The sequence below is a fragment of the Cypionkella sp. genome (assembly GCF_036782355.1).
GTDB lineage: Bacteria > Pseudomonadota > Alphaproteobacteria > Rhodobacterales > Rhodobacteraceae > Cypionkella.
In genome coordinates, this window is record NZ_DAIPZF010000004.1 from 91,277 (window position 1) to 111,199 (window position 19,923).

Annotated in this window: 17 protein-coding genes and 1 tRNA gene; 9 read left to right on the plus strand and 9 right to left on the minus strand. The window is 61.8% G+C overall.

Going from position 1 to position 19,923, the window contains the following annotated elements; all coding sequences use genetic code 11:
- The first annotated feature begins 145 nt into the window (after positions 1 to 145).
- Positions 146 to 715 carry a lytic transglycosylase domain-containing protein gene (locus tag V7Q10_RS02835; RefSeq protein WP_333867527.1) on the plus strand — a complete coding sequence of 190 codons (570 nt, stop codon included), beginning with the start codon at positions 146 to 148 and terminating at the stop codon, positions 713 to 715.
- On the opposite strand, the gene pepN is transcribed toward V7Q10_RS02835, so the two are convergent.
- Positions 712 to 3,276: an aminopeptidase N gene (gene pepN / locus V7Q10_RS02840; RefSeq protein WP_333867528.1), complete on the minus strand. Its 2,565-nt coding sequence runs from the start codon at positions 3,274 to 3,276 to the stop codon at positions 712 to 714. The two genes, V7Q10_RS02835 and pepN, sit on opposite strands and share 4 nt — an antisense overlap.
- A 220-nt stretch (positions 3,277 to 3,496) precedes the next feature.
- Between pepN and V7Q10_RS02845 the strand changes: the two genes are divergently transcribed.
- Positions 3,497 to 4,834 carry an FAD-binding domain-containing protein gene (locus V7Q10_RS02845; RefSeq protein WP_333867529.1) on the plus strand — a complete coding sequence of 446 codons (1,338 nt, stop codon included), beginning with the start codon at positions 3,497 to 3,499 and terminating at the stop codon, positions 4,832 to 4,834.
- Here V7Q10_RS02845 and V7Q10_RS02850 read toward each other — a convergent pair.
- On the minus strand, positions 4,823 to 5,266 hold the full coding sequence (locus V7Q10_RS02850; RefSeq protein ID WP_333867530.1) for an SRPBCC domain-containing protein: 444 nt from the start codon (positions 5,264 to 5,266) through the stop codon (positions 4,823 to 4,825). The two genes, V7Q10_RS02845 and V7Q10_RS02850, sit on opposite strands and share 12 nt — an antisense overlap.
- A complete protein-coding gene (locus V7Q10_RS02855; RefSeq protein ID WP_333867531.1) occupies positions 5,266 to 5,730 on the minus strand; it encodes an SRPBCC family protein in 465 nt (154 codons plus the stop codon). Before V7Q10_RS02855 ends, V7Q10_RS02850 begins: the two co-directional genes overlap by 1 nt.
- A 195-nt stretch (positions 5,731 to 5,925) precedes the next feature.
- Between V7Q10_RS02855 and V7Q10_RS02860 the strand changes: the two genes are divergently transcribed.
- Positions 5,926 to 8,070: a malate synthase G gene (locus tag V7Q10_RS02860; protein WP_333867532.1), complete on the plus strand. Its 2,145-nt coding sequence runs from the start codon at positions 5,926 to 5,928 to the stop codon at positions 8,068 to 8,070.
- Here the strand turns inward: V7Q10_RS02860 and V7Q10_RS02865 are convergent.
- Positions 8,057 to 8,314 (minus strand): BolA family protein, encoded by a 258-nt coding sequence (locus tag V7Q10_RS02865; protein ID WP_333867533.1) that lies wholly within the window; start codon positions 8,312 to 8,314, stop codon positions 8,057 to 8,059. The two genes, V7Q10_RS02860 and V7Q10_RS02865, sit on opposite strands and share 14 nt — an antisense overlap.
- Before the next feature lie 73 nt (positions 8,315 to 8,387).
- Between V7Q10_RS02865 and V7Q10_RS02870 the strand changes: the two genes are divergently transcribed.
- Positions 8,388 to 9,020 carry a DnaJ domain-containing protein gene (locus V7Q10_RS02870; protein ID WP_333867534.1) on the plus strand — a complete coding sequence of 211 codons (633 nt, stop codon included), beginning with the start codon at positions 8,388 to 8,390 and terminating at the stop codon, positions 9,018 to 9,020.
- 1 nt (position 9,021) lies between these two features.
- On the opposite strand, the gene V7Q10_RS02875 is transcribed toward V7Q10_RS02870, so the two are convergent.
- Complete coding sequence (locus V7Q10_RS02875) at positions 9,022 to 10,668, minus strand: glycosyltransferase family 4 protein (protein WP_333867535.1); 1,647 nt, start codon at positions 10,666 to 10,668, stop codon at positions 9,022 to 9,024.
- Between the two features lie 309 nt (positions 10,669 to 10,977).
- Here V7Q10_RS02875 and cobS point away from each other — a divergent pair, with 309 nt between their 5' ends.
- The 3 genes from cobS (at position 10,978) to V7Q10_RS02890 (ending at position 15,723) form a co-directional block, all read left to right on the plus strand.
- Entirely contained in the window at positions 10,978 to 11,952 is a 975-nt protein-coding gene (gene cobS / locus V7Q10_RS02880) for a cobaltochelatase subunit CobS (RefSeq protein ID WP_333867536.1), read from the plus strand.
- A 72-nt stretch (positions 11,953 to 12,024) separates the two neighbouring features.
- Positions 12,025 to 13,893: a cobaltochelatase subunit CobT gene (gene cobT, locus V7Q10_RS02885; protein WP_333867537.1), complete on the plus strand. Its 1,869-nt coding sequence runs from the start codon at positions 12,025 to 12,027 to the stop codon at positions 13,891 to 13,893.
- A 24-nt stretch (positions 13,894 to 13,917) separates the two neighbouring features.
- On the plus strand, positions 13,918 to 15,723 hold the full coding sequence (locus V7Q10_RS02890) for an aminopeptidase P family protein (RefSeq protein WP_333867538.1): 1,806 nt from the start codon (positions 13,918 to 13,920) through the stop codon (positions 15,721 to 15,723).
- Here the strand turns inward: V7Q10_RS02890 and V7Q10_RS02895 are convergent.
- Complete coding sequence (locus tag V7Q10_RS02895) at positions 15,720 to 16,127, minus strand: SufE family protein (RefSeq protein WP_333867539.1); 408 nt, start codon at positions 16,125 to 16,127, stop codon at positions 15,720 to 15,722. The genes V7Q10_RS02890 and V7Q10_RS02895 overlap by 4 nt on opposite strands.
- A gap of 120 nt (positions 16,128 to 16,247) precedes the next feature.
- Between V7Q10_RS02895 and V7Q10_RS02900 the strand changes: the two genes are divergently transcribed.
- Positions 16,248 to 16,703, plus strand: a complete 456-nt coding sequence (locus V7Q10_RS02900) for a hypothetical protein (protein WP_333867540.1) — start codon at positions 16,248 to 16,250, stop codon at positions 16,701 to 16,703.
- A 9-nt stretch (positions 16,704 to 16,712) separates the two neighbouring features.
- On the opposite strand, the gene rnd is transcribed toward V7Q10_RS02900, so the two are convergent.
- The 3 genes from rnd to purM form a co-directional block, all read right to left on the minus strand.
- Complete coding sequence (rnd, locus tag V7Q10_RS02905; protein ID WP_333867541.1) at positions 16,713 to 17,870, minus strand: ribonuclease D; 1,158 nt, start codon at positions 17,868 to 17,870, stop codon at positions 16,713 to 16,715.
- A gap of 215 nt (positions 17,871 to 18,085) precedes the next feature.
- Positions 18,086 to 18,676, minus strand: a complete 591-nt coding sequence (gene purN / locus V7Q10_RS02910; RefSeq protein WP_333867542.1) for a phosphoribosylglycinamide formyltransferase — start codon at positions 18,674 to 18,676, stop codon at positions 18,086 to 18,088.
- Positions 18,673 to 19,719, minus strand: a complete 1,047-nt coding sequence (gene purM / locus V7Q10_RS02915; RefSeq protein WP_333867546.1) for a phosphoribosylformylglycinamidine cyclo-ligase — start codon at positions 19,717 to 19,719, stop codon at positions 18,673 to 18,675. Before purM ends, purN begins: the two co-directional genes overlap by 4 nt.
- 127 nt (positions 19,720 to 19,846) lie before the next feature.
- Between purM and V7Q10_RS02920 the strand changes: the two genes are divergently transcribed.
- Positions 19,847 to 19,922, plus strand: a tRNA-Ile gene (locus tag V7Q10_RS02920).
- Position 19,923 lies beyond the last annotated feature (1 nt).

A 19,923-nucleotide genomic window follows, 5' to 3' on the forward strand; every position in this document is an offset into this window, starting at 1 on the left:
CAGGACGCGCGGCTTCGGCAAGGGTGGCTCTGGCGGAAAGCTGCCCAAGCGGGGCGGCAAAGCGGTGGAAAGCTTGCCCGGTTGCGGTTTTGTCGCGATAGCGGTCAGGCCGCGACCGGATCGCGGTGTTGCTCAAAGCGTGTCGATGCGGTTTTCCCTTTGCCTTGCCCTCGTGTTTTCGGTCCTTGCCAACGGCTTTGCCGCAGAGGCAGAGGCTCTGCCCAAAATGCGCTGGGATGGTCACCGCGAGGCCGCCAATTGGACCAGTGCCGCCCTGCAAGAGGTGGCACTTTTTGACAGCAAGCTCGCAAGCCGGGTTCCCGAGGATATCGCCGCATGGTGCCCAGGCTATGCCACCGCGTCAAAGCCAGACCGCAACGCCTTTTGGGTCGCGGTCTTGGCGGGGCTGGCGAAATATGAAAGCGGCTTTAACCCCAAGGCAGCGGGAGGCGGGCGCTATTTCGGTTTGATGCAGGTCTCGCCCAAAACCGCCGCTGCCTATCGCTGCGAAGCACGCTCGGCCAGCGCGCTGAAAGACGGCAGCGCCAATCTGGCCTGCGCGGTGAAGATCATCGCGCGGCAAGTTGGCCGCGACGGCGTGGTTGCAGGCCAAGGCACCAAGGGCGTGGCGCGCGATTGGGGCCCAATGCGCAAGGCCCGCGTGCGCGCCGAGATCGCCGCCTGGACTGCCAAACAGGCCTATTGCAAGGCCTAACGCGCCAACATCCGCGCAGCCATTTCCCCCAGATCGCGGCTTAGGCCTTTGCTCGCCAGTATCCTCTCAAGCGCTGCGCGCATCATTTCCTGCCGGTCAATGTCATAGCGCGGCCAGCTTTCGAACCCCGTCGACATCCGCGCCGCGGTTTGCGGGTTCAAAAGGTCCAGCTTGATCAGCCAATCGGCCAGCAGATCATAGCCCGCGCCATCGGCCTCGTGAAAGCCTGCATGATTGGCGGCCATCGCGCCAAAGACCGCGCGGAACCGGTTGGGGTTTTTAATGTCAAAGCCGCGATGCTGGGTCAGATCACGCACCACATCGGCCATGGCTTCGGGCTTGGCGCAGGCGACTTGCACCGCGAACCATTTGTCCATCACCAAGCGGTCGTCTTGGAATTTCTCTTCAAAATCAGCCAGAACCGTGCTGCCTTCGCCGATTTCCAGCAAAATCGCCAGCGCGCCAAAGCTTTCGGTCATGTTGCTGGCGTCATAATAGGCCTCGCGCGCGGCCGATCCGCCATCCAGCCGTGCAAGCAAGCCCAGCACGCCAAGCCGCAGGGCGCGTTTGCCCGCAGAGGCAGCATCGGGGCTATAGGCCCCCGGCACATGCATCGCCGATTCCAAAGCCGCAAGCCTTGGCCGCATCTGCTGCGCCATCGCCAGATGCAGCGCGTCGCGGGCGGCGTGAATTGCCGCAGGATCAGGCACATGGCCTGCTGCAAACAGCGTGGCGGCCATGTCATCTTCCGACGGCAACCGCAGCGCAAGCGCGCGGTAGGCAGGCTCGAGTGTGTCATCAAAGGCCAAAGCCTCCATTGCCGCCAGAAACTCGGGCAAAGGCTCGGCGGCTTCGGTGATCATCCGCGCCAGCAGCTCTTTGCCCAGCGTCCGCCCAGCCTCCCAGCGGTTGAACGCATCGCTGTCATGCGCCAGCAAAAACGCGCGATCCTCGATCGAGACGCTGCGCTCCACAATCACCGGCGCCGAAAATCCGCGCAGGATCGAGGCCACAGGCCGCGCCCCCAAACCGTCGTAGACATAGCTGTGCTTGGCCTCGCCAAATTCCAGCAGCTGCGTCGGCACCACCTCGTCACCATTCGGGCCAATCAGACCAATCGCCACCGGAATAAGCTTGGGCGCTTTTTCGGGCTGGCCGGGGGTTGGCGGATTTTCCTGTTCCAGCGTCAGGGTATAGCGGCCATCGGCCCAATCTTCGCTGACCTTCAGCACAGGCGTGCCGGCCTGAGTATACCACAGCTTAAACTGGGTCAGATCGCGGCCAGAGACTTCGGCAAACACCGCCAGCCAATCTTCGATCGTCGCCGCCTGCCCGTCGTGACGCGCAAAATAAAGATCAAGCGCGCGGGCGTAATCGGCATCGCCCACCAGCCTGCGCAACATGCCGATCACCTCGGCACCCTTCTCGTAGACGGTCGCGGTGTAGAAATTGTTGATCTCGATATAATGATCGGGGCGCACCGGATGCGCCAAAGGCCCGCCATCTTCGCGAAACTGCCGCGCGCGCAGGGCCAAAACGTCTTGGATGCGTTTCACCGGCGCCGAGCGCAGATCCGAGGAAAACTGCTGATCGCGGTAGACCGTCAGCCCCTCTTTCAAACACAGCTGAAACCAATCGCGGCAGGTGATGCGGTTGCCGGTCCAGTTGTGAAAATACTCATGCGCGATGATCGATTCCACGCGGGCGAAATCATCATCCGTCGCGGTATCCGCCGAGGCAAGCACCGCCTTAGAGTTGAAAATGTTCAACCCTTTGTTCTCCATCGCGCCCATATTAAAGTCATCAACCGCAACAATGTTGAAAATGTCCAAGTCGTATTCGCGCCCGTAGACCTGTTCATCCCAAAGCATCGCGGCCTTCAACGAGGCCATGCCCCAAGCGCAGCGCCCTTCGTCTCCCGGCCGCACCCAGATGTTCAGCGCAACCTCGCGGCCCGACATCGTGGTGAAGTGATCGGGAAAATTCACCAGATCGCCCGCCACCAGCGCGAACAAATAGGCAGGCTTGGGCCAAGGATCATCCCATTCTGCCCAATCAGCACCTTGGGCGACCGGATTGCCGTTCGACAACAGCACCGGCAAATCGCCCTCGATCCGCACCTTGAAACGGGTCATCACATCGGGTCGGTCGGGGTAAAAGGTGATCTTGCGAAAGCCCTCGGCCTCGCATTGGGTGCAATACATGCCGTTCGACATATAAAGCCCCTCCAGCGCGGTATTGTCTTCGGGCGCGATCTCGACCTCGGTTTCCAGCACAAAGGCCCCCGAGGGCAGACGCGCCGCCGCAATCGACAGGCCCGTGGCATCGGGCACCACGTTCAGCGCCTCGCCATTCACCGCGCAAGAAATCAGCTTCAGCCCCTCGCCATCCAGCCGCACATCTTGCTTGCCGGGGCGCAGCGGATTGGGGGCCATATGCAGCCGCGCCTTCACCCGCGTCGCCGCAGGATCCAGATGAAAGCATAGCTCCACCTGCTCCAGCAGATGGCTGTAGGGCTGATAATCGCTCAGATAGATCGTGCGCGGATCGGCTGCGGTCATGGCGGTCTCCTGATTTGCCGCCAAACTTTCCCAGATGCGGCCAAGACGCAAGCAGCGAATCAAGCGCGCGCAAGATTGGGCAAGATTACGCAAAGCGCTGTGGCAAAAGCGCAAAAGCTGTGGCTATATCTGGTTTGATCTCAAAGTCTTGCCGCAAAATCGGGTATAATCCCCACGCCAGATCTTTACAGAACCGCAGGCTTTGCTAAAGCTGTGTTCCATGAATGTTCTCATGTGGTTCCGACAAGATCTTCGCATCCATGACCATGCCGCCCTGACCCTTGCGGCGGGCTTGGGCGCGGTGGTGCCTGTGTATATTTTTGATCCCGAGCAATGGGCGCGCAGCGACACCTCGGCGCGGCAGTTTCAGTTTATTGCCGAATCTGTCGAGGATTTGCGCGCCGATCTGGCCAGCCTTGGCGCAGCCTTGCTGATCCGCACGGGGCCGGTGGCACAGGTGCTGGCGCGGCTTTGCGCGCGCCATGCCATCACCACCATCGTCACCCAAGGCAGCGCGCCGCGCGCTTTGACCGATTGGGCGGCGGCATCAGGGATTGCTTGGCTGGAGACCGAACAGCCTTTGCAGGGCGAGCCCTTGCCGCCCCCCGCGCTGCGCTGCGTGGCCGATCTGATCTCGACCCCGCTGCCGGTGCCGCAACTGCTGCGGCTGGGCCCTGATGCTTGTGCGCACCGCCAACGCGGCGGGCGCGGGCAAGCGCTTGATCTGCTGAACACCTTTCTGACCACACGCGGCGAAAGCTATCACCGCGCCCAAGCGCAACCCCATAGCGCAGAGCGCGCCTCGTCGCGGCTGTCGCCGCATCTGGCGCAGGGCACGGTGTCGCTGCGCGAGCTGGACCAAGCCATAACCGCGCGGCTGGCCGAACGGCCCTCGGGGCGCTGGGCCTCGGCCTTGGGCGGTTTTGGCCGCAAACTGGCCGCGCGCGCGGTGCTGCCGCCCTGCCCCGCGCCAGATTTGGCCGCAATCGCTGCCACCTCGGCCCTGAACGCCTGGCTGCTGGGGCAAACCGGATTGCCGTTTCTGGATGCGCTGATGCGGTATCTGGCGGCGACAGGCTGGCTGAACGAGCCGCTGCGCGCACTGGTGCTAAGCCTTGGCGTGCATCATCTGGGGCTGGACCCGATGCAGGCCAGCGCCGGCCTTGCCCGCCGTCTGACCGATTACGACCCCGCGCTGTTTTGGCCGCAAGCCCTGCGCATCGCAGGCCTGACAGCCGAAGCGCCACGGCTGTTTCACCCGATAAAACAAGCGCTTGATCTGGACCCAGACGGCCAGTTCACCCGCCATTGGTTGCCAGAATTGGCCGCCGTTCCCGACAGCTGCCTGCAAAGCCCGTGGAAATGGGCCGGGGCCGCGCGGCTGTTGGGGCGGCGCTATCCCGAACCGATGATCGACATCGCCACCGCGCATCGGGCCGCGCAAGAGGCGATCTGGGCGCGCTTTGGCCGGCCCTTGCGGGTGGTTGCACAGCCGAGCCCCACGCTGATCGAAAACCCCGCGCAACCGCTGCGAGGCCAATTGCGGTTAGAGTTTTAGCGCCGCGGCCTCTAACTTGGCCAAGGTGGTCTGCCCCAGACGATCAGCGCCAAACTGCAGCGCGCCCTGACACATCTCGCGGCTGGGAAAGGTCATGGTCTGGGTGATTTGGCTGCCCCCGACTGCGGGCGCAAACTCGACCACGATCTGCATCGGATCAGGGCCATCTGCCCCGTCGTCCAACAAAAACGCAAGCCGCTGCAGCGGCACAAACAGGGTGTATCGGTGCCGGTTTGGCCAAACCTTGCCATCCGGCCCGATCATATCAAAGCACCACTGCCCGCCTTGGCGCAGGTCTATCTCTTTGGTGATACAGTGATATCCCTCGGGCCCGAACCACTGCGGCAAGATCGCAGGATCGCTCCAACAGCGCCAAACATCCGCCACAGGCGCGGCCATCAGGCGGTGCAATATGATCTGACGGTCTTGCATCACAGGCCCCTCGCATAGGCTTCCAACTGATCTACCACCGTGCCCCAGCCCTGATAGAACCCCATTTGCCGATGCGTCTCGGCAGCCTCGGCGCTGCGGTGGCGGGCAATCGCGGTATAGCGGCTGCGATTGTCGCCCAGATCATCCAGCGTGATGATCGCGGTCATAAACGGCTCGGGCGCGGGTTTCCAACCTTCGGTATAGGCATCTGTAAACACAAGCTTTTTATCCGGCACAATCTCCAGCCAGACGCCGTTGTTCTGCATCACTGCGCCGTCGACATCAAAGCTGGTGTTAAAGGCGCCGCCGACACGCAGGTCGATATGGCAGGCCACAACCCGGTGCGGTTTGGGCACAAAAAACTGCGGGATATGCTGGCTTTGGGTCCAGCAGGCAAAAAGCACCGCAGGCGGCAGGGCAATCTCGCGCGTCAGGCTTAGGTCAAGGGCGGGATCTAGGATCATCGGAAGGCTCCAACTGGGAAACACCGCTTCACGCTACCACAGCGCCACCATTGCGCCAGATCTGTTATTCTCAAAGCGCTTTCAAAAATCGCAGGCAAGTGTTTTCAGCATTGCCCTGAAAATAGCGCCCGCGTGAACTTGCCGTTGGGGGGCATTGTGCTAGGTTGCGGCCAAATATTCGTCCAGGAGGAACCTATGACCCAACGTGTCACCCGTGCCGGCTTGCAAGTGGATAAAATCCTTGCAGATTTCATCGAAACAAAGGCGCTGATCGGCAGTGGTGTCGGCGCAGATGACTTCTGGGCAGGCTTCAGCGATATGGCGGTGACCCAAGGGGCAAAGAACCGCGCACTGCTGGCAAAACGGGATGCGCTGCAGACCCAGATTGACAACTGGCACATCGCCCACCGCAATGCTCCGCATGATCCGGCTGCCTATAAGGCGTTTTTGCAAGAGATCGGCTATCTGCTGCCCGAGGGCGAGGATTTCCAGATCGACACCGCCAATGTTGACCCCGAAATCGCCAGCATCCCCGGCCCGCAGCTGGTGGTGCCGATCACCAATGCCCGCTATGCGTTGAACGCGGCCAATGCGCGTTGGGGCAGCCTTTATGACGCGTTTTATGGCACCGATGCCATGGGCAGTGCCGCCCCCGCAGGCGGCTATGACAAGGGCCGTGGTGCCCGTGTTGTCGCTCGCGCCCGGGTGTTTCTGGACGAGGCCTTTCCAATTGCCGGCGCAAGCCATGCCGATGTGCGCCGCTATCATGTGCAAAACGGCGCGCTTTTGATCGACGATCTGCCGCTGGTCACGCCTGCAAAATTCGCAGGCTATCGCGGCAACCCCAAAGCGCCAGACGCAGTGCTGCTGGTTAACAACGGCCTGCATGTCGAGCTGATCTTTGACCGCGCCCATATGATCGGCAGCCGCGATCAGGCCTGTCTTGCCGATATCGTGCTGGAAAGCGCTGTCTCGGCGATCATGGACTGCGAAGATTCCGTGGCCTGCGTTGACGGTGCCGACAAGACCCAAGCCTATGAGAACTGGCTGGGCCTGATGCAAGGCAGCCTGAGTGCAGATCTGTCGAAAGGCGGGCGGCAGATCACCCGCAAGCTTTCGGCAGACCGCAGCTTTATCGCGGCCGATGGCAGCACGCTGACGCTGAAAGGCCGCGCGCTGTTGTGGATCCGCAATGTTGGCCATCTGATGACCAACCCTGCGATTTTGCTGCCCGACGGCTCGGAAATCTTTGAAGGTCTGATGGATGCGCTGATCACCACCCTGATCGCCAAGCATGACCTGCAAAAGACCGAAGGCCTGCGCAATTCGCACCATGGCTCGGTCTATGTGGTTAAGCCCAAAATGCACGGCCCCGAAGAAGTGGCCTTTGCCGCCGAAACCTTTGACCGGGTTGAAGACATCCTTGGCCTGCCGCGCAACACCGTCAAAATCGGCATCATGGACGAAGAGCGCCGCACCTCGGTCAACCTGAAATCCTGTATCCGTGCGGCGAAATCGCGTGTGGCCTTTATCAACACCGGCTTTCTGGACCGCACCGGCGACGAGATCCACACCTCGATGGAGGCAGGGCCGTTCTCGCGCAAGGATTTCATCAAACGCAAATCCTGGATCGGCGGCTATGAAAACCAGAACGTCGATATCGGTCTGGAATGTGGCCTGTCGGGGCGCGCGCAGATCGGCAAGGGCATGTGGGCGGCACCCGATCTGATGGCGGCAATGCTGGAGCAAAAGATCGACCATCCCAAAGCCGGTGCCAACTGCGCTTGGGTGCCCTCGCCCACCGCGGCCACGCTGCACGCCTTGCATTATCACAAGGTCGATGTCTTTGCGGTGCAAAAGCGGCTGAAGGCTGGCGGTCGTCGCGCCTATGTCGAGACCATTTTGGAAATTCCATTGGCCTCGTATCAAAAATGGACCACTGCGCAGATCATGGCCGAGGTGGAAAACAACGCCCAAGGCATCTTGGGCTATGTGGTGCGCTGGATTGATCAGGGTGTTGGCTGCTCGAAAGTGCCCGATATGCATGACGTCGGCCTGATGGAAGACCGCGCCACCTGCCGGATTTCTGCCCAGCATATCGCCAATTGGCTGCATCACGCCATCGTCTCGCCTGATGAGGTCGAGGCGGCTTTGCGCAAAATGGCCGCAGTGGTGGACCGTCAGAACGCAGGCGATCCCGCCTATACCCCGATGGCCCCCGGCTTTGACGGCATCGCCTATAAAGCCACGCAAGACCTTGTTTTCAAAGGCCGCGTGCAGCCATCGGGCTATACCGAACCCGTGCTGCACGCCCGCCGGCTTGAACTTAAGGCGCGCTGATATCCAAGGCCAGCGCGTGAATGCGCTGGTTTAAATCACCAATCGCTGCATGAACGGCCCGGTGTCGCGCCACCCGCGACATCGGGCCAAAATCTTTCGCGCGGATCAGCACGGTGAAATGGCTCTCTCCGGTGCCATCATCGCCCATATGGCCCGCGTGTTTATGGCTGTCATTGACCACCTCTAGGCGTTCGGGCGCAAAAGCTGCTGTCAATCGCTGTGTCAACTCGTTCTCGATGCTCATTTTTTCGTGCAACCCCCTTCAATCTGCCGCTCAAAAGGCTAAACTCTTGCCTCCGAGTCGGAAAGGCCAGAACATGACAAACCGTCCCCCCTTTGAGTTCGACATCCGCGTTTCGTCGGATAAAGCCAAGCGCAAAACCACGCGCCGTGGCATGTCGGGGGCGTTTGAAACCTCGAACAAGGCCTGCGATTTCCCCAATTGCAAAGAAAAGGGCGCCTATCGCGCGCCCAAAAGCCCCGATCATCTGGACGAATACTTTTGGTTCTGCCGCGATCACATCCGCGAATATAACCTGAAGTGGAACTTCTTTGGCACCGCCACCGACGAGGAATTCCAAAAGCTGTTGGAAAAAGACCGTCTGTGGGAGCGCGAGACCAAACCGTTTTCGCGCAAGGATGATGGCAACGCTTGGCACCGCATTGGCGTTGATGATCCGATGTCTTTGCTGGGCAACAACGCCACGCGCAATCCGGCCAAGCCCACCTCGAACGCCACCCGCAAACTGCCCGCAACCGAGCGCAAGGCGATCGAGATTCTGGACGCGCGCGACACCTGGACCAAGACCGATATCCGCAAGCAATACAAAGGCTTGGTCAAAGACCTGCACCCCGATATGAACGGCGGCGACCGGTCAGACGAAGACCGTCTGCAAGAGGTGGTCTGGGCTTGGGATCAGATCAAAGACAGCCGCTATTTCAAAGAATAACTCAGGCGCGGCGCAGCAGGTTGTATTTCAACAGCCAGATCACCACCCGCGCCGCTTGTAGGCTGGTAAGCCCGCAGGCAGTCTCGATGGTGGCAAGATCGCAGCCGCCCTTGGCCTGCACCACCGCCAAGACCGAGCCAATCTGGGCGGGTGGGGCAAACATCCGTTTGGTGGCAGTGTAGTTGCGAATGCGCAGCAGGGCCTGCAAATCTGGCCCGCCGTCCACCGCGACAAAAAGCTGGTCTTTCAGTGTCACCTGCTCGGTCGGATAGGCGGCAAAATAATGCGTCGGCGATGGCGCAATCGGCAAGGAATCGGAGCGATAGCGCAGGGGTTTGGCCGCAACGCGCATCGCCTCTTGCTCGGCCCAAAGCGCCTGCATCTGCGGCACGATCACCGACCAATCATAATGCGCGCGCACATGCGCCTGCGCCGCCCGCCCCATCCGCCGCCGCAAATCGCCATCGCGGGCCAGCGTCAGGATCCGGTCAACCAATTCCGGCTGATCAATTTCGGTCAAGGCCGAAGTCGCCGCGCAATATTGCAGATAACTGTCGGTTCCGCCCTGATACCGCATCGCCTCTGACGCTAGATAGGAGCCGGGCAAGGTGCGGCTGGTGACGCGAAAGCCCACCTCTGGCGGCACGGTGTCTTTCATGCCATCCCAATCTGACACCAACAGCGGCAGGCCTGCCGCCATGCCTTCCAGCGGTGCGATGCCAAAGGTTTCCTGAATGTTATCAATCAGGAACATAAACACATCCGCCCCCGAGAGCGCCGCTTTCCGCTCTGCCGCCAGCGCGCCATCCAAGACCGCAAAGCCCACATCCGGCATCAGCGCCCTTGCACCGTTTTCAAACACCTTGCGCGAGAACTCATCGCGAAACTGACCACACAGCACCACATGCAACTTGCGGTCGTGCAGCTGGGCCTGCGCTGCCTGCATCGCCATATAGATCGGCAGCGGGTCAAATTTCTCATGCGGGGTCAACCGCGCGATGGTGCTAAACACCACATCCTGAGGCCCTGCCCCCAGCCTTTGCCGCAGCAAGGCCCCCGCCGCCGCATCAGGGGCAAAGTCATCGCAATGCACGCCCAGCGGAATCACGGGCAGCATCGGGCGGGGCGGCGGTGTGGCGCGCAAATGGCTCCGAATATGCTCATCAGCGCGATCCATCAGATAAGTGACCGAGGCCAGCACCGAACGCGAGGTGCAGATCACCGCATCCCAAGGCTGCACCGGCGCCATGCGCAAATCGAAAAACCCCTGCATCACCGCGGCGGTCGAGGTGGTATGCGTGATGCCGCAAATCGACCAAGCCTGCGTGCCATAGGGCGCGCGCCGCCAAGCTTCGGCGCTGAAATTCGGGCTGGGGAAGAACAGTGTAGAGACCGGCGCGATTTTTTGCGGATGCAGCAAGCCCACCGCGCGCAGAGCCAGTTGGGGGCGCAGCTCTTGCGCCAAGGCCCGTACCGGCTGGGCCGCGGCCTCGCCGCCATGCAGTGCCAGCACAACTTCATCGACATCGGCATGGCGCAAAAACCCGCGCAGAAACGAGTCGCCCGCCACTCTGCGCCCGTTAATGCCCTTTTTTACCGGATCAAACCCGTCTGGCGCATACCAGATCGCTGCATTGGCCCTCGTCATGGCCGTACACCTGTTCTTGCGGCAAGGCGGGCTGGGAAGACATCTGGCAGCGGCATGGGCAAAACGACACCTCGACACAAAGCGGGCCAAAAACGCCCTTGCTTTATCGGTAGCTCTCAGCTGTGCCGCTGTCCAGTCGCGCGGGCAAATCCAAAGGCGACTTTCACGCCATCGCCGCGAAAAAGCAGCAACTTCGCCCGCCGATCGCCACGAGAGCCGCCCCGCCCCTTGCAGCCCTGCGCAGAATGTTCCACTACTTGGCGCATGATCGCGGGCCAGATGCCCGCCAGTTTGATATGGGCATGGGCAATGGCAGATACAGTGATGAAACCCACCGAAGAAATCTCGGTCCGAGAGGTTTTCGGGATCGATACCGATATGAAGGTTAAGGGGTTTGCTGAAGCCACCGACCGCGTGCCGGCGATTGATCCAACCTATAAATTCGACCCTGACACCACTTTGGCGATCCTTGCAGGCTATGCCTACAACCGCCGCGTGATGATCCAAGGCTATCACGGCACCGGCAAATCCACCCATATCGAGCAGGTCGGCGCGCGGCTGAACTGGCCCACCGTGCGCGTCAACCTTGACAGCCACATCAGCCGGATCGACCTGATCGGCAAAGACGCGATCAAGCTGCGCGACGGCAAGCAAGTCACCGAATTTCACGAAGGCATCCTGCCTTGGGCGCTGCGCAATCCGGTTGCGATTGTGTTTGATGAATATGACGCGGGCCGCGCCGATGTGATGTTCGTGATCCAGCGCGTGCTGGAAACCGACGGCAAGCTGACGCTGCTGGATCAAAACGAGATCATCACCCCGCACCCGTCTTTCCGCCTGTTTGCCACGGCCAACACCGTGGGCCTTGGCGATACCACCGGGCTTTATCACGGCACCCAGCAGATCAACCAAGCCCAGATGGACCGTTGGTCGCTGGTCGCCACCTTGAACTATCTTAGCCATGACGCGGAATCCGCCATCGTTCTGGCCAAGCGCCCGAACTATAACAACGAAAAGGGCCGCAAGACCATTTCGCAGATGGTCACCGTCGCCGATCTGACCCGCACCGCCTTTATGAACGGCGATCTCTCGACCGTGATGTCGCCGCGCACCGTGCTGAACTGGGCCGAAAACGCCGAGATCTTCCGCAATGTGGGCTACGCCTTCCGGCTGTCGTTCCTGAACAAATGCGACGAGCTGGAGCGCCAGACCGTGGCCGAATTCTACCAGCGCTGCTTTGCCGAAGAGCTGCCAGAATCCGCGGCAAGCATGGCAATGAAATAATGTAGGGTGGGGGTCCTCCCCCACCTTCCACAGCGGTGGGGGAAAACCCCCACCCTACGTTTTGGACGGACCATGACCAAACCAACCGACAACCCAGCCGATCCGTTCAAAAAGGCCCTCGCCGAGGCCACGAAAACCATGGCCAATGACCCCGAGATGACGGTGACCTATTCGGTCGACCCTGCGGGGATGAACAAAGACGGCATTCGTCTGCCACAGGTCAGCCGCCGCATGACCCGTGACGAGGTTTTGCTTGCACGCGGCACCGCTGACGCCTTTGCGCTGCGCCGCAAGTTTCACAACGACGCCACCGCCCAGAAATACGCCCCCACCGGCCCGCTTGCCCGCGAGATTTACGACGCGATGGAAACCGCGCGCTGCGAGGCCGTGGGCGCGCGCGCCATGCCCGGCACCGCAGGCAATATCGACGCCAAAATCGCCCATGAGGCAGAGCGCAAGGGCTATTCTGGCATCGTCAAACGCGAAGACGCCTCGCTTTCGGTGGCGGCGGGCTATCTGGTGCGCCATCTGGCCACCGGGCGCGATCTGCCCAAGGGGGCTGCCAATGTCATGGAGATGTGGCGCGACTTTATCGAAGGCCAAGCGGCGGGCAGCTTTGAGACGCTGGACGACGCGCTTGCCGATCAGGCGGCTTTTGCGCGGCTGACGCGCAGGGTGATCGCCGATCTTGGCTATGGCGATCAGCTGGGCGATGACCCCGACGCGCCCGAAGATCTGGACGGCGACGAGGGCGCCGAAGAAGACCAAGACGCCCCCGATTCCGAAGGATCAGAAGAAGAGCAAGGCGACGACAGCGAAGCCTCGCCCGAGCAAAGCCAAGAAGAGCAACAAGACGAATCGCAAGCTCAGGTCACCATGGATGACCAAGCCGATATGGAACAGGGCGACGAGGCCGAACTGCCAGAAGGCGAGGCTCCGTTAGAGCCGCCACCGCCGCCCGCCTATTCCGATGCGGACCCGAACTATACCGTCTATAGCACGGATTTTGATGAAGAAATCAAAGCCGAAGATCTGGCCGAACCCGCCGAATTGGAACGCCTGCGCGCCTATCTGGACCAACAATTGGAACCGCTGAAGGGTGCCGTTTCGCGGCTGGCCAATAAGCTGCAGCGCCGCTTGCAGGCGCAGCAAAATCGGTCGTGGCTGTTTGATCTGGAAGAGGGCACGCTGGACGCGGGCCGGCTTGCGCGGGTGATCGCCAATCCGACCACGCCTTTGTCGTTCAAACAGGAAAAAGACACCGAGTTTCGCGACACCTGCGTCACGCTGCTGATCGACAATTCGGGGTCGATGCGCGGGCGTCCGATCTCGATCGCGGCGATCTGTGCCGATGTTTTGGCCCGCACGCTGGAACGCTGCTCGGTCAAGGTTGAAATCCTTGGCTTTACCACCCGCGCCTGGAAGGGCGGCCAATCGCGCGAGCGCTGGCTGGCCCAAGGGCGCGCGCAGCAACCTGGCCGTCTGAACGATCTGCGCCACATCATCTATAAATCCGCCGATGCGCCTTGGCGTCGGGTGCGGCCCAATCTGGGGCTGATGATGAAAGAGGGGCTGCTAAAGGAAAACATTGACGGCGAGGCGCTGGAATGGGCGCACCGCCGCATGATGGCCCGCCCCGAGGCGCGGCGGATTTTGATGGTGATCTCGGATGGCGCGCCGGTGGACGATTCGACGCTTTCGGTCAATCCGGCCAGCTTTTTGGAAAAGCACCTGCGCGATGTCATCGCCATGGTGGAACGCAAAAAAGCGGTCGAGCTGATTGCCATCGGCATCGGCCATGATGTCACCCGCTATTATCAGCGCGCGGTGACGATTACCGATGTTGAACAACTGGCCGGTGCGATGACCGAACAGCTTGCCGGTCTGTTTGACACCGATCCCAAAAAGCGCGCCAAAGCCTTGATGCGCAAAACCGGCTGACCGGCCCGAGCGAAAGAGCACGCCATGTTTCAGACCTTTGACGTTCAGGCAAATCCGGCAACGGGGGCGCAGCGTCTGGCTGATTTGCGCGCGCATCTGGCCCAGCAGGGGCTGGCGGGCTTTATCGTGCCGCGCGCCGATCTGCATCAGGGCGAATATGTCGCCGCCCGCGACGAACGCTTGCAGTGGCTGACAGGCTTTACTGGCTCGGCTGGGTTTTGCGTGGTGCTGCCCGAGGCGGCCGGCGTGTTCATCGACGGGCGCTACCGGACGCAGGTCAAAGGTCAGGTCGATCTGGCGCAGTTCACCCCCGTGCCTTGGCCCGAGGTGATGCCCGGGCCTTGGATCCGCCAGCATTTTGGTGCGGGCGTGCTGGGCTTTGACCCATGGCTGCACAGCGCCGAGGAAATCGCCAAGCTGCAAGAGGCGCTTGCGGGCAGCGAGATCAGCCTGCGCGCCTGCGCCAATGCCGTCGATGCGATCTGGCCCGATCAGCCCGCCGCCCCCTTGGGCCGTGCCTTCGCGCATCCCGATGCGCTGGCAGGCGCCAGCAGTGGCGAAAAACGCGCGCGTCTGGCCGCGGCTTTGCGCGCCTCAGGCCAGCGCGCCGCCGTGATCACCCTGCCCGACAGCCTGTGCTGGCTTTTGAACATCCGCGGCGCCGATGTCCCGCGCAATCCGGTGCTGCATGGCTTGGCGATTTTGCACGATGATGGAGGCTTGGCGCTGTTTGCCGATGCCGCCAAGTTTGACGAAAGCACGCTTGCACATCTGGGGGCCGAGGTTGCCCTGCATCCGCTGCCCAGCTTCACCGCAGCCCTGCAAGCCCTGCAAGACCCCGTGCGGGTCGATCGCGGCACAGCCCCGCTTGCGGTCTCGACCCTGCTGGCCGAGGCGGGCCTCGCCGTGGCTTGGGGCGATGACCCCTGCCGCCTGCCCAAGGCCTGCAAGACCGAGGCCGAGGTGCAGGGCATGCGCGAGGCGCATCTGCGCGATGGCGCTGCCATGGTGGAATTTCTGTGCTGGCTGGATGCGCGCGCGCCGCAACCTGGCCTGACCGAGATCGAGGCCGTGCGCGCGCTGGAAGGCTACCGCCGCGCCACCAATGCGCTGCATGACATCAGTTTTGACACCATCTGCGGGGCGGGGCCAAACGGCGCGATCATGCATTACCGCGTCACCGAGCAAAGCAACCGCATTGTCGGGCAAGACACCCTGCTGTTGGTGGATTCGGGCGCGCAATATCTGGACGGCACCACCGATATCACCCGCACCATGGCGATTGGCGATCCGGGCGATTATGCGCGGGCCTGCTATACCCGCGTGCTGCAAGGCGTGATTGCGATCAGCCGCGCGCGCTGGCCCAAGGGCCTTGCCGGCCGCGATCTGGACCCGCTGGCACGGGCAGCGCTTTGGATGGCGGGGCAAGATTTCAACCACGGCACCGGCCACGGCGTCGGTGCCTTCCTGTCGGTGCATGAGGGGCCGCAGCGGTTAAGCCGGGTGTCCGATGTGCCGTTTGAAGTCGGCATGATCTTGTCGAATGAACCGGGCTATTACCGCGAGGGCGAATTTGGCATCCGGCTGGAAAACCTGATCGTGGTGCAACCTGCACCGCATCTGCAAGGGGGCGACCCCGAGCGCAGCCAGCTGATGTTTGAAACCCTGACCTTCGCGCCCTTTGACCGCCGCTTGATCGTCACGACGCTGTTGTCGCCTGCGGAAATCGGCTGGATCAACGCCTATCACGCCGAGGTTCTGGTCAAGCTTGAAGACCGTCTTTCGCCCACAGCCCGCGCTTGGTGCAAGGCCGCCTGCGCGCCGCTTTAGGCTTGGGCTGCGACCTTGCGGATCCGCTCGACCATCGCGCGCACGCCGTTCGAGCGTTGCGCCGACAAGTGGTCGTTCAAACCCAGCCGCGCCAATTCGGCATGGGCGTCAATCGCGCCCACCTGCGCCATCGGCACACCGGCATAAAGCGCATGCAGCACCGCAATCAGGCCGCGCACGATCATCGCATCGGAATCGCCCTGAAACTGAAACAGCCCCGCCTCTGGCACCGGACGCAGCCAAACTTGGCTGGCACAGCCCTCGACCTTCAGCGCGGGCACCTTAAAGCTTGGCTCTAATTCCGGCATCGCACGGCCCAGATCAATGACATGGCGATAGCGGTCTTCCCAATCGTCAAGGAATTCAAAGGTCTCGGCAATCTCTTCAAAGGCAGGCGTGGCCATTTTGGTCTCCATCTCTGCCCTCTTAGCTAGTGCGGCACTGGCCAAAGGTCCAGCCCATCCGACCTTTTCAAAAGCCGCGCAATCGGCTACCCAAGGAACAGCCAGCAAGGGGATTAACCGATGCGCCTGTTCCGTTCCGCCGTTCTTGTCAGTCTGATCACGCTGACCGCCTGTGCAAGCGTGGGGAAATCCAAGCTGAACCCGTTCAATTGGTTTGGCGGCTCGAAAGAGGTGATGGCGATCCCGCTTGCGGCCGCCGCCCCCGATGATCGGCTGTTGATCGAGACTGTGCTGGATCTGAAGATCGACAAATTCCCCGGCGGGGCAATTGTGCGCGCCACCGGTCTGCCGCCAACCCAAGGCTATTGGGACGCGGAATTGGTCGCACAGCCTGTTGATGACAAAGGCCGCTTGGTGCTGGATTTCCGCATTTTCCCGCCAATCAGCGCCGCAGGCGTGGTCAACCAGCAATCGCGCGAGGTGCTGGTCGGCCTGCGCCTAAGCAATATCAAGCTGCAAGACGTCCGCCAGATCATCGTCCAAGGTGCCAAAAACGCCCGCAGCAGCAGCCGCTAAGGCGTTTGGTTACAGCTTAACCACCACCACGGCGTTGCCCTTGGCCGAAAGCGCGATCTCGCCCCGGCAAAGCCGCAGCGCGTCGTCGCCAAAGGCCTCGGCGCGCCATCCGGCCAGCGCCTCCAGATTGCGCTCGCCCGCCGCAATCATATCCAGATCCGAGGCCGAAGCGATCAGCCGCGGCGCCACGCCCAGACTTTCCGACTTGGCCTTTAGCAGGACCCGCAGCAGATCGGCCAGCGCAGGGTTGACCTGCAACTGATCCTTGCTCAGATCGGGTTTGGGCAGATCTTCCTGCCGCATCTCCATGCCTGCCTTGACCGCCGCCAGAATGCCCTCGGCAATCTCGGGCTTGCGCCCCTCGCGCATCAACAGCCGTGAGCGGCCCAGCTCTTCCACCGTCACCGGCCGGGTCGAGGCCAGCTCGAGCAGCGCGTCATCCTTCATCACCCGGCTGCGCGGCACATTGTTGCCCTGCGCATATTCTTCGCGAAACTTCGCCAAAGTCTTGACCAGCCCCAAGAACCGCCCCGAGGTGGTGCGCGTCTTGACCCGCAGCCAAGCCTCGTCTGGCCGGGTGGTATAGGTCTCGGGATCGGTCAGCACCGCAAGCTCTTCTTCCACCCAAGCCTGACGGCCATTCTTGGCCAGCTGAGCTGCTAGAAATTCATAAATCCCGCGCAGATGGGTGACATCAGCCAAGGCATAGGCGCTTTGCGCAGGCGTCAAAGGCCGGCGCGACCAATCGGTAAAGCGCGAGGTCTTGTCCAAATCGGCCTTGACGATGCGCTTGACCAAAGTCTCATAGCCGACCTGCTCGCCAAAGCCGCAGACCATCGCCGCGACTTGGGTGTCGAACAGGGGCACCGGAAAGCAATTGCCCTCGACAAAGAAAATCTCCAGATCTTGGCGGGCGGCGTGAAACACCTTCACCGTCGCCTCGTGGCGAAACAGATCATACAAAGGCTCAAGGCTCATCGCCGCACCTTCGATCGGGTCCACCAGCACCGCATCGCCGGTCTTGCCGGGCAGCGCCATCTGGATCAGGCACAGCTTTGACCAATAGGTCCGCTCGCGCAGAAACTCGGTGTCGATGGTGACATAGGGCTCTTTTTTGGCAGCTTCACAAAAGGCGGCAAGGTCTTGGGTGGTGGTGATGGTCCGCATGTCTCGCCTTTCAAAAGCGCAGGGGGGCATCCCCTTTGCTCTGCTATAGGCAGCATTTCAGGCCAAGAAAACCCCTGCTACGCTTTCAGACCCGCCAAAGCTTGGGGAAAAGCCCTCCAAGGGGCCAAGGCCAAGACCGCCGCGGCAATCCTCTGCGCGCGGCAGCAGCTTTTGTGGCGGGGTCGATCCCCGCTGCAAAAGCCCCCGCGTGGCGGTTAAGTCAGATCAATCCGGCCGCGCTCGCCCGCCGCAAAGCGGCGCAGCACCGCCGGATAAAGCCTGTGCTCTTGGATCAGCACCCTTGCGGCAAGGCTGGCCTCGTCATCTGTGGCCAAAACCGGCACGCGGGCTTGGCCCAGGATCGGGCCGTCATCCAGCACCGCCGTGACTTCATGCACCGTGCAGCCGGCCTCTGTATCGCCCGCCGCAAGCGCGCGGGCATGGGTGTGCAGGCCGGGATATTTCGGCAAAAGCGAGGGGTGAATGTTCAGCATCCGCCCTTCAAACTGCGCCACAAAAGCCGGCGTCAGCACCCGCATAAACCCCGCAAGGCACAAGATATCGGGCTTTGCCGCCAAAATCGGTGCCAGCAAGGCCGCCTCAAAGCCGGCGCGGTCGCGGCCAAAGCGGCGATGATCCACCGCCGCCGTCGCAATCCCCAAAGCCGCCGCACGCGCCAATCCCGCAGCCTCTGGGTCGTTCGAGGCCACCAGCACCGCGCGCGCCGGATGATCGCCCGCCATATCCTCGACCAGCCGCAGCATGTTCGAGCCGCCCCCCGAAATCAGGAGGACAACCCGCTTCACAGCAGCTGACCCTTATAGATAACCCCCTCGCCCGCCACAACGCGGCCCATCTGCACCACCGTCTCGCCCTCGGCGCGCAGCAGCGCCGTCAGCGCCTCGGCCTGATCGGCTGCGACCACCAGCATCATGCCAATGCCGCAGTTAAAGGTCTTCAACAGTTCCGGCTGGCTCATCTGCGCGGTCGCAGCCAACCAGCGAAACACTGGCGGCAACTGCCAGCTAGACAGATCAATCTCGCAAGCCAGCCCCTCGGGGATTACCCGTGGCGGGTTTTCGGTCAGACCGCCGCCGGTGATATGGGCCAGCGCATGCACGCCGCCTGCCCGCACCGCGGCAAGCGCTTGTTTGACGTAAAGCCGTGTCGGCGCAAGCAAGGCCTCGCCCAGAGTGCCGTCGGAAAACGGCGAGGCCGCCTCCCAGCCCAGACCCGAGATCTCGACCACTTTGCGCACGAAAGAATAGCCGTTCGAATGCACCCCGTTCGAGCCAAGACCCAACAGCACATCGCCCGCAACCACGCCCGCAGGCAGATCAGCGCCGCGCTCCATCGCGCCCACCGCAAAGCCTGCCAGATCGAAATCACCCTTGTGATACATCCCCGGCATCTCGGCGGTCTCGCCGCCGATCAGCGCGCAGCCCGAAGCTTCGCAGCCCGCCGCAATGCCGTTGATGATGCGGGTTGCCTCATCGACATTCAGCTTGCCCGTCGCAAAGTAATCCAGAAAAAACAACGGCTCTGCGCCTTGGCAGACCAGATCATTGACGCACATCGCCACCAGATCAATGCCGATGGTGTCCACATTGCCGGTATCAATCGCGATGCGCAGCTTGGTGCCAACCCCGTCGGTGGCCGCGACCAAAATCGGGTCGTTATAGCCCGCCCCCTTCAGATCAAACAAAGCGCCAAAGCCGCCCAAGCCCGACATTGTGCCCGAACGCTGCGTGCGTTTGGCCGCCGGCTTGATCCGCTCGACAAGCGCGTTGCCTGCATCAATATCGACGCCGGCATCGGCATAGGTCAGGCCATTTTTTCCCGTGGTCATCTGCATCGTCCCCAAGCTGAAAGGCATTTGCGCCCCCTTAATCCATCCAAGCCCCGCGCGCAACGCAAGCCTTACAATAACAGCCATCTTGACCCGCGCGCCTGATCTGTTAGGCACAACACCGCGTGGGCCTGTAGCTCAATGGTTAGAGCAGGGCGCTCATAACGCCTTGGCTGGGGGTTCGAGTCCCTCCGGGCCTACCAC